The organism is Pseudomonas sp. LJDD11 (assembly GCF_024584215.1).
Classification (GTDB): Bacteria; Pseudomonadota; Gammaproteobacteria; order Pseudomonadales; family Pseudomonadaceae; genus Aquipseudomonas.
In genome coordinates this window covers 1-14,067 of record NZ_JANJFL010000004.1, presented here as the reverse complement: position 1 = coordinate 14,067, position 14,067 = coordinate 1, and the positions used below count along the sequence as shown (strand labels likewise).

12 protein-coding genes and 3 tRNA genes are annotated in these 14,067 nt (G+C 61.8%); 2 read left to right on the top strand and 13 right to left on the bottom strand.

What is annotated here, in order from left to right:
* Positions 1–127: 127 nt before the first annotated feature.
* From dgoD to leuC, 8 genes are all read right to left on the bottom strand, one after another.
* Positions 128–1,276 carry a galactonate dehydratase gene (dgoD, locus tag NRB16_RS06465; RefSeq protein ID WP_257105744.1) on the bottom strand — a complete coding sequence of 383 codons (1,149 nt, stop codon included), beginning with the start codon at positions 1,274–1,276 and terminating at the stop codon, positions 128–130.
* Positions 1,277–1,329: 53 nt separating this feature from the next.
* On the bottom strand, positions 1,330–1,956 hold the full coding sequence (locus NRB16_RS06460; protein WP_257105743.1) for a 2-dehydro-3-deoxy-6-phosphogalactonate aldolase: 627 nt from the start codon (positions 1,954–1,956) through the stop codon (positions 1,330–1,332).
* A 1-nt stretch (position 1,957) separates the two neighbouring features.
* Positions 1,958–2,953 carry a 2-dehydro-3-deoxygalactonokinase gene (locus NRB16_RS06455; RefSeq protein ID WP_253110489.1) on the bottom strand — a complete coding sequence of 332 codons (996 nt, stop codon included), beginning with the start codon at positions 2,951–2,953 and terminating at the stop codon, positions 1,958–1,960.
* Positions 2,954–3,518: 565 nt separating this feature from the next.
* Positions 3,519–4,631 carry an aspartate-semialdehyde dehydrogenase gene (gene asd / locus NRB16_RS06450; RefSeq protein ID WP_045490095.1) on the bottom strand — a complete coding sequence of 371 codons (1,113 nt, stop codon included), beginning with the start codon at positions 4,629–4,631 and terminating at the stop codon, positions 3,519–3,521.
* 66 nt (positions 4,632–4,697) lie between these two features.
* Entirely contained in the window at positions 4,698–5,780 is a 1,083-nt protein-coding gene (gene leuB / locus NRB16_RS06445; protein WP_253140415.1) for a 3-isopropylmalate dehydrogenase, read from the bottom strand.
* A gap of 63 nt (positions 5,781–5,843) precedes the next feature.
* Complete coding sequence (locus NRB16_RS06440; RefSeq protein ID WP_045490092.1) at positions 5,844–6,608, bottom strand: class I SAM-dependent methyltransferase; 765 nt, start codon at positions 6,606–6,608, stop codon at positions 5,844–5,846.
* Positions 6,609–6,746: 138 nt separating this feature from the next.
* Positions 6,747–7,388, bottom strand: a complete 642-nt coding sequence (gene leuD / locus NRB16_RS06435) for a 3-isopropylmalate dehydratase small subunit (RefSeq protein ID WP_045490090.1) — start codon at positions 7,386–7,388, stop codon at positions 6,747–6,749.
* A gap of 10 nt (positions 7,389–7,398) precedes the next feature.
* On the bottom strand, positions 7,399–8,823 hold the full coding sequence (gene leuC, locus NRB16_RS06430; RefSeq protein ID WP_253110487.1) for a 3-isopropylmalate dehydratase large subunit: 1,425 nt from the start codon (positions 8,821–8,823) through the stop codon (positions 7,399–7,401).
* 189 nt (positions 8,824–9,012) lie between these two features.
* Here leuC and NRB16_RS06425 point away from each other — a divergent pair, with 189 nt between their 5' ends.
* Entirely contained in the window at positions 9,013–9,891 is an 879-nt protein-coding gene (locus tag NRB16_RS06425) for a LysR family transcriptional regulator (protein ID WP_045490084.1), read from the top strand.
* A gap of 60 nt (positions 9,892–9,951) precedes the next feature.
* On the top strand, positions 9,952–12,129 hold the full coding sequence (locus NRB16_RS06420; protein WP_373568435.1) for a putative bifunctional diguanylate cyclase/phosphodiesterase: 2,178 nt from the start codon (positions 9,952–9,954) through the stop codon (positions 12,127–12,129).
* Between the two features lie 12 nt (positions 12,130–12,141).
* On the opposite strand, the gene NRB16_RS06415 is transcribed toward NRB16_RS06420, so the two are convergent.
* The 5 genes from NRB16_RS06415 to NRB16_RS06395 form a co-directional block, all read right to left on the bottom strand.
* Positions 12,142–13,095 carry a tRNA-dihydrouridine synthase gene (locus NRB16_RS06415; protein ID WP_045490080.1) on the bottom strand — a complete coding sequence of 318 codons (954 nt, stop codon included), beginning with the start codon at positions 13,093–13,095 and terminating at the stop codon, positions 12,142–12,144.
* 28 nt (positions 13,096–13,123) lie between these two features.
* Entirely contained in the window at positions 13,124–13,585 is a 462-nt protein-coding gene (locus NRB16_RS06410) for a thioesterase family protein (protein ID WP_045490077.1), read from the bottom strand.
* Positions 13,586–13,738: 153 nt separating this feature from the next.
* Positions 13,739–13,814 (bottom strand) — tRNA-Glu (locus NRB16_RS06405).
* Positions 13,815–13,857: 43 nt separating this feature from the next.
* A tRNA-Ala gene (locus NRB16_RS06400) sits at positions 13,858–13,933 on the bottom strand.
* A gap of 64 nt (positions 13,934–13,997) precedes the next feature.
* Positions 13,998–14,067 (bottom strand) — tRNA-Glu (locus NRB16_RS06395).

Genomic DNA, 14,067 nt, shown 5'->3' with positions numbered 1-14,067 from the left:
CGTAGGCGAGGCAGCCAGCGCAAGGCAAAAGCAGGTGAGCAAGCGCAGTTGACTAGTCGTCAATGAGCATTGCGAGCCGGCTTTTAACGCAGCGATGGCAACGCAGGTAGTTTTTAGAGGTGCCCTCTTACCACTCGGCAAAACTGCCATCAGCATGCCGCCAGATCGGGTTGCGCCAGCGATGGCCGACGGCCGCGCGCTCGCGCACGTACGATTCGTTGATCTCGATGCCCAGGCCCGGACCGTTGGGGATTTTCACCATGCCGGCTTCGTAGTCGAAGACTTCCGGGTGTTTGACGTAGTCGAGCAGGTCGTTGCTTTCGTTGTAATGGATGCCCAGGCTCTGCTCCTGGATGAAGGCGTTGTAGCAAGCCGCATCCAGCTGCAGGCACGCGGCCAGGGCAATCGGCCCCAACGGACAATGCAGGGCCAGCGCCACGTCGTAGGCTTCGGCCATATTGGCGATCTTGCGGGTTTCGGTGATGCCGCCGGCATGCGAGGCGTCGGGCTGGATGATGTCGACGTAACCTTCGCTGAGCACCCGCTTGAAGTCCCAGCGCGAGAACAGCCGCTCGCCCAGGGCGATCGGTGTACTGGTCAGCGGCGCCAATTCTTTGAGCGCCTCATAGTGCTCGCTGAGCACCGGCTCTTCGATGAACATCAGCTTGAACGGGTCCAGCTCCTTCATCAGTACCTTGGCCATGGGCTTGTGCACCCGGCCATGGAAATCCACGCCGATACCGACGTTCGGCCCCACCGCGTCGCGCACCGCGGCCACGCTGGCCAACGCGCGGTCCACCTTGTCGAACGTGTCGAGAAACTGCAACTCTTCGGTGCCGTTCATCTTCACCGCGGTAAAACCACGCTCCACCGCCTCCTTGGCCGCGCGGGCGGTATCGGCCGGGCGGTCACCGCCGATCCACGAATAGACCCGGATCTTGTCACGCACCTGGCCACCGAGCAGGTCGCTGACCGAGACGCCCAGCGCCTTGCCCTTGATATCCCACAGTGCCTGGTCGATACCGGCCAGCGCACTCATATGAATCGAGCCGCCGCGATAGAAGCCGCCACGGTAGAGCACGGTCCAGATGTCTTCGATATTGCGCGGGTCTTTACCAATCAGGTAATCGGACAGCTCGTCCACTGCCGCAGCGACGGTGTGGGCGCGGCCTTCGACCACTGGCTCGCCCCAGCCGGTCACACCCTGGTCGGTTTCAACCTTGAGGAAGCACCAGCGTGGCGGAACGATAAAGGTGGTCAGTTTGGTGATTTTCATCGTTGTGATCTCTCTTGTTATCGATGCGGGCGCCTACCGCGCCCGCCAGAAAATTAAGCGGCGCTGCTGCGTGCCCAGGCCGCGACATACGCCTGGGCGTGGCTGGCGACCTCAGCGGCGCTCATGCCCGGTTTGAACAGCCCGGAGCCCAGCCCGAAGCCCCGCGCACCGGCGTCCAGCCAGGGCTGCATGTTGTCCGCCGTAATGCCGCCCACCGGCAGCAACACGGTGCCCGCCGGCAGCACCGCCAGCCAGGCCTTGACCACCGCCGGCGCCATTTGCTCGGCAGGGAACAGCTTCAGAACGTCAGCGCCCTCGGCCAACGCGGCGAATGCTTCGGTCGGCGTGGCGACACCGGGCGACAGGAACAGCCCGGCCGCTTTAGCGGCCCGCAGCACAGCGGCATCGCTGTGCGGCATCACGATCAACTGGCCTCCGGCGTCCTTGACCTGCTGCACCTGCGCGGGCTGCAACACTGTGCCGGCACCGACCAGGCAGTCGGCGGGCAGGCTGCGCCGCAGCAGGCTGATGCTGTCGAACGGCGATGGCGAATTGAGCGGCACCTCGATGACCCGAAAGCCCGCCTCGTACAGCACTTCACCGATGGCTGGCGCTTCCTGGGGACGCAGGCCGCGCAGGATCGCGACCAGGCCGTTGCTGTTGAGTGCTTGCAAAAACATGTCAGAGCTCCTTGAGCAAAACAGAATCGGCGCAGCTCAACAGGCCTGCTTGCCGCGCCACCTGCCAGAGACCGCGCTCGGTGGCCTGCTCGGCCAGCGTCACGGAGGAAAAACCGGCCAGCGCCAGAGCCTGCCGGTAGCGTTGGCACAGGCTGTCGCTGCCCACCAGCACCACGGCCGGTAACGGCGCCTGCTGCTGGTGCAACGAGGCACAAAGACCCGCCAGTTCGTGGCCGATCAGCAGCCCGGACAGGTAGTCAGGCTGGGCGCCAGGTGCCAGTTGCCCGGTCAGGCCGAGGGTGCGGCTGCTGAAGATGGTCGACAGCAGACCGGCCTGGCCTGCACTGGATAACGCCACCGCAACGCCTTGCTCGAAGGCCTGCACGTTGAACTCGCCGCCCGGCTGCATGGTGCGGCCCAGCAAGGTGTGGGCGCACAGCGCGGCGTAGACCTCGCCGGTCATGAACGTATCGAAGTGGACAATTCGCCCTTCGCTGACCCGGACCCATTTGCTGTGACTGCCGGGCAGGCCGATCAGCAGTGGCTGAGCATTGCCCTGCCCGGCGAGGATGCCCAGCACCTGGCTCTCTTCGCCGCGCATGACGTTAGGCAGTGCCGAGTGCTGGATCACCCCGGCAATGATGTGGATGTCGACGCCCCGCACGCTGCGCACCGTGGTGAGTGTGGCGCTCAGGGCGTCAAGGCTGGCCGGGGTTGGCTGATAGGCGGCTTCGCGCCAGCCCTGGGCGCTGCCGACCATACCGCAGGCAATCACCGGCAGGTGCGGCTCGGCATCCAGCCAGTCGCCGCAGGCCTGATCGAAGGCCAGTTCGAATCCGTTGTTGCATGGGTGCCCGGCGATCTGCCGGGGCGTGTCAGGCAGTTGCATGATGCCTGCGCTCAGGGAGCGTTGTTCGAGTACCCGGCCTTGGTGGCCGAGTCGGTAGGCCCGAAGGGAGGTGGTCCCCCAGTCGAGCGCTATGAGTTGCGCCTGCATCGCTTCACCTGTTGTTTTTCTAAGTGACTGCGAGGCGGACTATAAACCCGGAGCGGTTTAAATCTCAATATATAAATTAATATCCCATATATAGGGATTTAATGATGCGCCGCAATGATTTGAAATGGCCGCGAATTGGTCTTTCGTTTTGTGCAAGGATCATTGCCGCGGTTGCCTGGACTGCGGGTTTCGCCCCGACGGGCGACCCTATTTTGTGCTTGGCAAAATAGGGGAAAACCGCTTGCTCCTGGCTTGGGTCCGCCCTGCGGGCGAACTTCCCTCCGTCCGGCATTGATTCGGGGGCCGGCGCGATGGGCATCCCTGCCCAGCGCACCTGAAACTGGCTTCCCTGCCAGTTTCTCCCCCGAATCCACGCCTACCCTCGGCCAGCGCCCAAGTCGCGATACGCGTCGTTTGTGCCATCTCTGTACGAAGATCAACGGCAACGGCGGCAGCGGCAGCGGCAGCGGCAGCGGCAGCGGCAGCGGCAAGAATCTGCGCCCATAAAAAAACCCGCGGCCTTTTCAGGGCGCGGGTTTGGGTGATACGGGGCCGTAGCCGGGTATCAACGCTCCAGCAGGATGCGCAGCATGCGACGCAGCGGTTCGGCCGCGCCCCACAGCAGTTGGTCGCCTACGGTGAAAGCGCCCAGGTATTGCGAACCCATGTTCAGTTTGCGCAACCGGCCAACCGGTACGCTCATGGTGCCGGTCACGGCAGTCGGGCTCAGTTCCTTGATGCTGGCTTCGCGGTGGTTCGGCACCAGCTTGACCCAAGGGTTGTGCTGGCTGATCAAGGCTTCGATGTCGGCGATCGGCACGTCCTTGTTCAGCTTGATGGTCAACGCCTGGCTGTGGCAGCGCATGGCGCCGATGCGCACGCAGATACCGTCGACCGGGATCGGGTTCTTGAAGCGGCCCAGGATCTTGTTGGTCTCGGCCTGGGCCTTCCACTCTTCGCGGCTCTGGCCGTTTGGCAGCTCTTTGTCGATCCACGGGATCAGGCTGCCGGCCAGCGGTGCGCCGAAGTTTTCGGTCGGGAACGCATCGCTGCGCATGGCCTCGGCCACTTTGCGGTCGATGTCGAGGATGGCGCTGGCCGGGTTGGCCAGGTCATCGGCGACCGCCGCATTGATGCCGCCCATCTGGCGAATCAGCTCACGCATGTTCTGCGCGCCGGCACCGGAAGCCGCCTGGTAAGTCATGGCCGTCATCCAGTCGACCAGACCGGCTTCGAACAGACCGCCCAGCCCCATCAGCATCAGGCTGACGGTGCAGTTGCCGCCGATGTAGTTCTTGGTACCGGCATCGAGCTGCTGGTCAATGACCTTGCGGTTGACCGGGTCGAGCACGATCACCGAGTCGTCCTGCATGCGCAGGCTCGAAGCCGCGTCGATCCAGTAGCCTTGCCAGCCGGCTTCACGCAGCTTGGGGAACACCTCGTTGGTGTAGTCGCCGCCCTGGCAGGTCAGGATGACGTCGAGGGTTTTCAGCTCTTCGATGCTGTACGCATCTTTCAGAGGAGCCACGTCCTTGCCTACCGACGGGGCCTCACCACCCACATTGGAGGTGGTGAAGAACACCGGTTCAATGAGGTCGAAGTCCTGTTCTTCACGCATCCGCTGCATGAGCACGGAACCGACCATGCCACGCCAACCGATCAGACCTACACGTTTCATCGCAACACCTTAACTAAAAGTGGGACCGCCGCATTACCCCAGGCAAACAACGGCGGGCCAGAGAGATTACAGATTTCGCAGCGCCGCGACTACCGCATCACCCATTTCACGAGTGCCGACCTTCTGCTTGCCTTGCGACCAGATATCACCGGTGCGCAGGTCCTGATCCAGGACTACGCTGACGGCCTTCTCGATGGCATCGGCGGCATCGGTCAGATTGAAGCTGTAGCGCAGCATCATCGATACCGAAAGGATGGTTGCCAACGGGTTGGCAATGCCCTGACCGGCGATGTCCGGAGCCGAACCGTGGCAAGGCTCGTACATGCCCTTGTTGTTCGAATCCAGCGACGCCGAGGGCAGCATGCCGATCGAGCCGGTGAGCATCGAGGCTTCGTCGGACAGGATGTCGCCGAACATGTTGTCAGTGACGATCACGTCGAACTGCTTGGGCGCACGCACCAGTTGCATGGCGGCGTTGTCGACATACATGTGGCTCAGCTCAACGTCCGGGTAGTCTTTGGCAACCTGCTCGACCACTTCACGCCACAGCTGGCTGGACGCCAGAACGTTGGCCTTGTCGACCGAGCACAGCTTCTTGCCACGCACACGGGCCATGTCGAAGCCGACCTTGGCGATACGGCGGATTTCGCTTTCGCTGTATGGCAGGGTGTCGTAGGACTGACGCTCGCCGTTTTCCAGCTCGCGGGTGCCACGTGGTGCGCCGAAGTAGATGCCGCCGGTCAGCTCACGGACGATCAGAATGTCCAGGCCGGCCACGATTTCAGGCTTGAGGCTGGACGCTTCGGCCAGTTGCGGATACAGGATGGCCGGACGCAGGTTGCCGAACAGGCCCAGTTGCGAACGGATTTTCAGCAGGCCGCGCTCAGGACGAATGTCACGCTCAATGGTGTCCCACTTCGGGCCGCCGACAGCGCCGAGCAGGACTGCATCGGCCGCACGGGCGCGCTCCAGGGTTTCGTCAGCCAGCGGCACGCCGTGCTTATCGATGGCCGCGCCACCGATCACGTCGAAGTTCAGCTCAAAGCCCAGGCTGTATTTATCGTTGGCCAGCTCCAGCACCTTGACCGCTTCGGCCATGATTTCCGGACCGATACCGTCGCCTGGGAGAATCAGAATCTGCTTGCTCATAACATCCTCGGTAGTGTGCGCCGCGCAACGTGCCTTAAGTAAACGCTGCGGGCGGGCAAAAACTTATCGCTCGGCCCACAGCACCAGAACATCGGTGCTGAACGAGCCATCTTGCTCAATCTCGAAATACTCGCGAACTTCGGCGCCCATCGCCTGTTGCAGCTCGCGGATGGCTACCCGCATGGCCTGCGGGGTGCGCATGCGCTCAACCCAGGAAGTGAACTCCAGGCGCAGCCGCTGGCGGCTGTGACTGCGGGTGAACAACCCGGCCTCGCTGACCTGGCGCAGCCACTCGGCCGCCGCATAATCACGCACGTGGCTGGTGTCACGCAGCACTTCGACGCTCTGCAAATAGGTGTCCAGTAACGGGCTGCCCGGCGACATCACATCGACAAACGCCGCCACCCCGCCCGGCTTGAGCACCCGCCGCACTTCACGCAGGGCCAGACCCAGGTCGCTCCAGTGATGCGCCGAGTAACGGCTGAACACAAAATCAAACTCGCCATCGGCGAATGGCAACTGCTCGGCGGCGCCTTGTTGCGTGCGGATATTGCTAAAACCGCGATCCTGCGCGGTCGCCGCGACCACATCCAGCATTTGCCGGGAGAGGTCATAGGCCACGACTTCCCCCACCGAGGCGGCGACATTAAAGCTAACGTGGCCCGCACCGCAACCCAGATCCAGCAGCCGCGCGTCACTGCGCCCGGCCACCTCGGCCTGCAGTAGCGCAAACTCGCTGCCTTGGGCATGCACGGCACTGCTCAGATAGGCAGACGCCTGCTCGCCGAATTGACGCTGGACAACCTGGGTATGCACGGATTGGGTCATGGCCTGGATCCTTGGGTGAAATGCGGTAGGAGCGGCCGGGCGGCGATTCGCTTTAGCAGCGAATAGATTTAGCCGCGAATGGCTCTTCGCGGCTAAAGCCGCTCCTACCACGGGGCAGAACATTAGTTGCAGGTTTTGTCAGTCGCGGAACAACCACGGCTGGCTGGCACGATGCCTGGCTTCAAACGCATGGATGGCATCGGCGTCGACCAGGGTCAGACCGATGTCGTCCAGGCCGTTGAGCAGGCAATGCTTGCGAAACGCATCGACTTCAAAGCTGTAGGTTTTGCCATCAGGACGAGTCACGGTCTGGGTCTGCAGATCGATGCTCAACTGATAACCTGGCTCGGCCTCAACCTGCTTGAACAACTCGTCGACTTCCTGCTCGGTCAGGATGATCGGCAGCATGCCGTTCTTGAAGCTGTTGTTGAAAAAGATGTCGGCATAGCTCGGCGCGATGATGGCGCGAAAGCCGTATTCTTCCAGCGCCCACGGTGCGTGTTCACGGCTGGAGCCGCAGCCGAAGTTTTCCCGGGCCAGCAGTACGCTGGCACCCTGATAGCGCGCGTGGTTAAGCACGAACTCCGGATTGACCGGACGCTTGGAGTTGTCCTGATAAGGCTGGCCCACGTCCAGATAACGCCATTCGTCGAACAGGTTCGGACCGAAGCCGGTGCGCTTGATCGACTTGAGAAACTGCTTGGGGATGATCTGGTCGGTGTCGACGTTGGCACGATCCAGAGGTGCCACAAGGCCGTTGAGCTGGGTAAAGGCTTTCATGCTGGACTCCTTAGTGCTGGATCAATTCGCGAACATCAATGAAACGACCGGTCACCGCCGCCGCCGCGGCCATCGCCGGGCTGACCAGGTGGGTACGCCCACCGGCGCCCTGGCGACCTTCGAAGTTGCGGTTCGAGGTCGACGCACAGTGTTCGCCAGAGCCCAGGCGGTCAGGGTTCATGGCCAGGCACATCGAGCAGCCTGGCTCACGCCATTCAAAACCGGCTTCGATGAAGATCTTGTCCAGGCCTTCTTTCTCGGCCTGCTCTTTGATCAGGCCAGAACCTGGCACCACCATGGCCTGCTTGACCGTGGCGGCAACCTTGCGGCCCTTGGCGATTTCTGCAGCAGCGCGCAGGTCTTCGATCCGCGAGTTGGTGCACGAGCCGATAAACACACGGTCGAGCTTGATATCGGTGATCGGCTGGTTGGCTTTCAAACCCATGTATTTCAGCGCCCGCTCGATAGAGCCACGCTTGACCAGGTCCGGCTCCTGCGCCGGGTCCGGCACATTGTCATCAACGGCCAGGACCATCTCCGGAGAAGTGCCCCAGCTGACTTGCGGCTTGATCTGCGCTGCGTCCAGCTCGACCACGGTGTCGAACACGGCATCGGCGTCAGACACCAGGTCTTTCCACACTTCAACCGCACGGTCCCAGTCCTGGCCCTTGGGCGAGAATGGACGTCCCTTGACGTACGCCAGGGTTTTCTCGTCAGTGGCAACCATACCGACACGGGCACCGGCTTCGATGGACATGTTGCAGATGGTCATGCGGCCTTCGATCGACAGGTCACGGATCGCGCTACCGGCGAACTCAATGGCATGGCCGTTGCCGCCAGCGGTACCGATCTTGCCGATCACAGCCAGGACGATGTCTTTGGCGGTCACGCCGAACGGCAACGTGCCTTCGACCCGCACCAGCATGTTTTTCATTTTCTTGGCGACCAGGCATTGGGTGGCCATCACGTGCTCGACTTCCGAAGTGCCGATACCGTGGGCCAGCGCACCAAAAGCGCCGTGGGTCGAGGTATGCGAGTCGCCGCAGACCACGCTCATACCGGGCAAGGTGGCCCCCTGCTCCGGGCCGACCACATGGACGATGCCCTGGCGCAGGTCGTTCATCTTGAATTCGGTGATGCCGTATTCGTCACAGTTATCGTCCAGAGTCTGGACCTGCAGACGCGAGACCTGGTCGGCAATCGCCTCGATACCGCCCTTGCGCTCGGCGGTGGTCGGTACGTTGTGGTCCGGGGTGGCGACGATCGAGTCTACCCGCCATGGCTTGCGGCCAGCCAGGCGCAGACCTTCGAACGCCTGCGGCGAGGTCACTTCATGGATGATATGGCGGTCGATATAGATCAGCGACGAGCCGTCGTCGCGTTCTTTGACCACATGGGAATCCCACAACTTGTCGTAAAGCGTTTTGCCAGCCATCGGACGGTATCCTCATCAACGTCTTTCTATGCCTTGAGGGCACCTCTAAAAACTACCTGCGTTTTAGAAGCCCCTTGGGTGATCGTGCTCGATGACCCCTTGGCTTGTGCGGACAATGCTATGGAATGTGCTTAAATAACTCCAATTCATAATTTTTATGCTTTGGATAACCAACTGGAATCCGTCGTCATGGATCTCGCCAATCTCAACGCTTTTATTGCTGTGGCCGAAACCAGCAGCTTTTCCGGTGCCGGTGAACGCCTGCACCTGACCCAGCCGGCCATCAGCAAACGCATCGCAGGACTGGAACAGCAACTTGACGTCCGTCTGTTTGACCGCCTCGGCCGGGAAGTCAGCCTGACCGAGGCCGGCCGCGCCCTGCTGCCCCGCGCCTATCAGATTCTCAATGTACTGGACGATACCCGCCGGGCACTGACCAACCTGACCGGCGAGATCAGCGGCCGGCTGACTCTGGCGACCAGCCACCATATCGGCCTGCACCGTCTGCCGCCGGTATTGCGCACCTTTACCCGGCTGTATCCGCAGGTGGCGCTGGACATCCAGTTTCTCGACTCGGAAATCGCCTACGAAGAAATCCTCCATGGCCGCGCGGAACTGGCGGTGATCACCCTGGCACCCACGCCCCACACCCTGGTGCGGGCGGTCGCAGTCTGGGAGGACCCGCTGGACTTCGTCGCCGCCCCGGAACATCCGCTGGCCAACAGCGGGCCGGTAAGCCTGGAAGACATTGTGCGCTATCCGGCGGTGTTTCCCGGCGGAAACACCTTTACCCACCATATTGTCAGCGGCCTGTGCGAGGCCCGCGGCCTGAAGCCGGACATCGCCATGAGCACCAATTATCTGGAAACCATCAAGATGATGGTCTCCATTGGCCTGGCCTGGAGCGTACTGCCGCGCACCATGCTCGACGAACAAGTGGCGCGCATCCCGTTGCCGGGCATACAGCTCAATCGCCAGCTAGGCTACATCCTGCACACCGAGCGCACGCTATCCAATGCCGCCAGAGCGTTCATGGCCCTGCTCGACGCACAAGCCAGCCCTCATTGAAGGGCTACCGGACGCTGAACGATCGAATTACCAGCTTTATTCATACAGGCTCGTGATCTCATGCCCGACCCAATGGACAGTATGGCGTTGCAGTTGTCCGAGCAGCCCCCAAGCCGGGAAGCCCTGCAAGAGACGCTCAGGCAGACCCGCGAACAACTGCAGCTGGCCCTTGAGGCGGCGCAGCTTGGTCTATGGGACTGGCATATCCCCAGCGGCCAGTTGCAAGCCGACCAACGCGCCGCACAATTGCATGGCGGGTCGGCCGAAACGCGATCACAGCCCTGCGAAACGTTCTTTGCACCACTGCCAGAAGTCGAACGACAACGCCTGCTGCACGATTGCCGTACGCTGATCGAAGCTCAGACCCCGCAGTTGCTCAGCACCTACAGTGTCGAATCGGCCAGCGGCAGCCCGCGCCGGCTGGAAACGCGGATACGTCTGCACCGCGATGCCGAGGGTAACCCGCTGCGGCTGCTGGGCATCTTGCGCGACATCAGCGAGCTGGCCCCGGCAAGCGATTTGCAGAACACCCGGGACACTTTTGCCAGGGCGTTCTACTCCAGCCCCGACTCGATCACCATCACAGAGCGCCAGAGCGGCCGCTATCTGGAGGTCAACGAGGGCTTCTGCCAGCTGACCGGCTATCGCCCCGACGAAGTGCTGGGACGTACGGCCGCGCAAATCAACGTCTGGGGCAATGCCGAGCAACGCCAACAGATGATCGCCTACCTGGAGGACCATGGTCGTATCCATCATCGGGAAATGCTCTGGCGCAACAAGTTGGGTGAACAGCTGATCCTCGATATGTGTGTCGAGCCGATGATCCTCGACGGGGTCGATTGCCTGCTGGTTACCGCCCGAGACATCGCCCAGCTCAAGAATGCCCAGGCGCAGATTCAGCACCTGGCCTACCACGATCCGCTGACCAACCTGCCCAACCGCGCGCTGCTCACCGACCGTCTCAACCAGCAGGTTTCGCTGTTGCGCCACCACCAGTTGCGCGGCGCATTGATGTTTCTAGATCTGGACCACTTCAAGCACATCAATGACTCGCTGGGCCACCCGGTCGGCGACAGCGTACTGAAAATCATCACGGCGCGCCTGGAAGCCAGCGTGCGCCAGGAAGACACGGTGGCGCGGCTGGGCGGCGATGAGTTTGTGGTGTTGATCAGCGGCCTGGCAGGCAGCCGCGAACAGGTGACGCGGCAAATCCGCGAACAGGCCGATGCGCTGCGCCAGTTGCTCGCCGAACCGATGTTTCTCGATGGCCATCGCCTGCAAGTCACCCCCAGCATCGGGATTGCGCTGATTCCCGATCATGGCACCCATTCAGCCGACCTGTTCAAGCGCGCCGACATTGCCCTGTATCGCGCCAAGGACTCAGGCCGCAACACCTCGCAGCTGTTCCATCCGCGCATGCAGCAAGCGGCGGTAGAACGCCTGCAACTGGAAAATGATTTGCGCCTGGCGCTGGTGCGCAACGAGTTCTACCTGTGCTATCAGGCCCAGGTCGATGCCCGCAGCCAGCGAATCATCGGCGCCGAGGCACTGGTGCGCTGGCACCATCCTGAGCGCGGCCTGCTCAACCCTGCGCAATTTGTGCCGGTGCTGGAAGAAACCGGGATGATTCTGGAAGTCGGCGGGCGGGTGCTGGAACAGGCCTGCAAAGCCTGCTCGCAGTTGTTGCGGCGCGGCCTGATCGACCGCCATGGCTTCAAAATGGGCGTTAATATCAGCCCGCGACAGTTTCACCAGAGCGACTTCGTCGAGCGTATCGAACATCACCTGCTGACCTGGCAACTGACCGGCAGCATGCTCAAGCTGGAAATCACCGAAGGCATGGTGATTCAGAATATCGACGACACAATTAACAAAATGCAGCGCCTGAAAAAACTGGGCATCAGTTTTGCCATGGACGACTTCGGCACCGGCTATTCATCGCTGACCTACCTCAAGCGCCTGCCGATCGACACACTGAAGATCGACCAGTCATTTGTCCACGACGCCACCACCGACCCCAATGACGCCGAAATAGTCCGCGCAATCATCGCCATGGCCCAAAGCCTGGCCCTGCATGTCATCGCCGAAGGCGTGGAGCACCCTGACCAACTGAGCTTTCTGCAAGAGGCCGGCTGCCACGTGTATCAGGGTTATCTGTTCAGCGAGCCGCTTGAAGACCCGGCCTTCGAGGCCCTGCTACGCCTGCAGGGCCATTTGCAGCCGCTCACCGAGGGCTGACCCTGACAGCGCTCAGGACTGAGGCTGATAACCGAGCAGATCACTGATACGCGCACAATCGGTTTCGCGGCGCAGCAGGCCGAACATCGCAGTGGCTTCAGGGTAGCTCTTGGTCAACAGCACCAGCCACTGCTTGAGGCGGCCAGGGGCCTGCAAGGGTGTCAGCTTGACCAGACACGCCGCCCAGAACTCGCGCAGCATGGGCTGTAGCGCGTCCCAGCTCATCGGCTGCACGGGCTGACCGGCCGCCGCCGCGACGATCTGCTGCGCCAGATCCGGTCGCGCCACCAGACCGCGACCGAGCATGAAGTCCTGTGCACCGCAGACTTCACGGCAGCGTTGCCAATCCTCGACGGTCCAGATTTCGCCGTTGGCCACCACCGGCACCTTGACCACCTCCTGAATGCGGGCGATCCATTCCCAGTGCGCCGGCGGCTTATAGCCATCGACCTTGGTTCTGGCATGCACCACAATGCGCGCCGCACCGCCGTCAACCAGCGCCCTGGCGCAATCCAGAGCCTGATCGGTGTCGGCATAGCCCAGCCGCATCTTGGCGGTGACCGGGATATCGGCAGGCACCGCACGGCGCACATGGCTGACAATGCTGTGCAGTAGCTCAGGCTCACGCAACAAAATGGCACCGCCCCGCGAACGATTGACGGTCTTGGCCGGGCAGCCGAAGTTCAAGTCGAGTACTGGCGCGCCCAACTCGCAGGCAAACGCGGCGTTTTCCGCCAGGCACACCGGGTCAGAACCCAGCAGTTGCACATGCATCGGCACCCCGGATGCAGTACGGGCACCGTTGTGCAGTTCAGGGGCAAGCTTGTGAAAGTAGGCGGCGGGCATCAGCCGTTCGGTGACCCGGATGAATTCGGTCACGCACCAGTCGATGCCACCCATTTGGGTCAGCACATGGCGCAGGATGTCGTCGACCAGCCCTTCCATGGGCGCCAGGGCAATTTGCATGGGTCACACTCGAAAAAAGTCCGGCAGTTTACTGGTCAACGCCGGGATTGGAAATGCCGTCCTGGCGGATCGCTGCGCCGTAACCATCAATGAAACTCTGCGGCATGCGTTTGGGCCGCCCGCTGGACAACTCGATACAGACAAAGGTGGTTTGCGCCCGCAGCAAGGTCACGCCATCGACCGGGCGACGCAACTGAAAGCGCCGGGTCATTTTCAGCCGTTTGTCCCAATCCACGATCCAGGTCGCCAATTGCAACTGGTCATGCTCGTAGGCACTGGCCAGGTAGTCGATTTCATGGCGGACCACCGCCATGGCACGATCGAGCCGACGGTATTCGGTCAGATCCAGGCCCAAATACTGAGAGTGCCGCCAGGCGCAGCGCTCCAGCCAGGTGACGTACACAGCGTTATTGGCATGACCCAGACCGTCGATATCTTCTGCGGCGACGTTCAGATCGATGATGAAGGGCGTTGACTGGTCCCAGACCATGCGTGCTCCTGCGGTAATGGCGTTGATCGCAGGCAGTGTAGCAAGCGCGGCCCAGAGCCGCAGACGGCGTCGGGAGGAAAATCAGGAGGCCAGAAAAACAAAAGGGCCATTCAACATTCGAATGACCCTTGGGCCCGCATAAGCGGAAAATTGTGGCGTCCCCTAGGGGACTCGAACCCCTGTTACCGCCGTGAAAGGGCGGTGTCCTAGGCCACTAGACGAAGGGGACGCAAACCTTCAGTCAGATTCGCAATTGAGCGAACCCGGCAAATTGGTGGAGCTAAACGGGATCGAACCGTTGACCTCTTGCATGCCATGCAAGCGCTCTCCCAGCTGAGCTATAGCCCCGAATTTTACGCCCTGCGGCGGAGCTTGGCTTGCGCCTTACCCAATAACTCTTCATCTCTAAATCTGGCGTCCCCTAGGGGACTCGAACCCCTGTTACCGCCGTGAAAGGGCGGTGTCCTAGGCCACTAGACGAA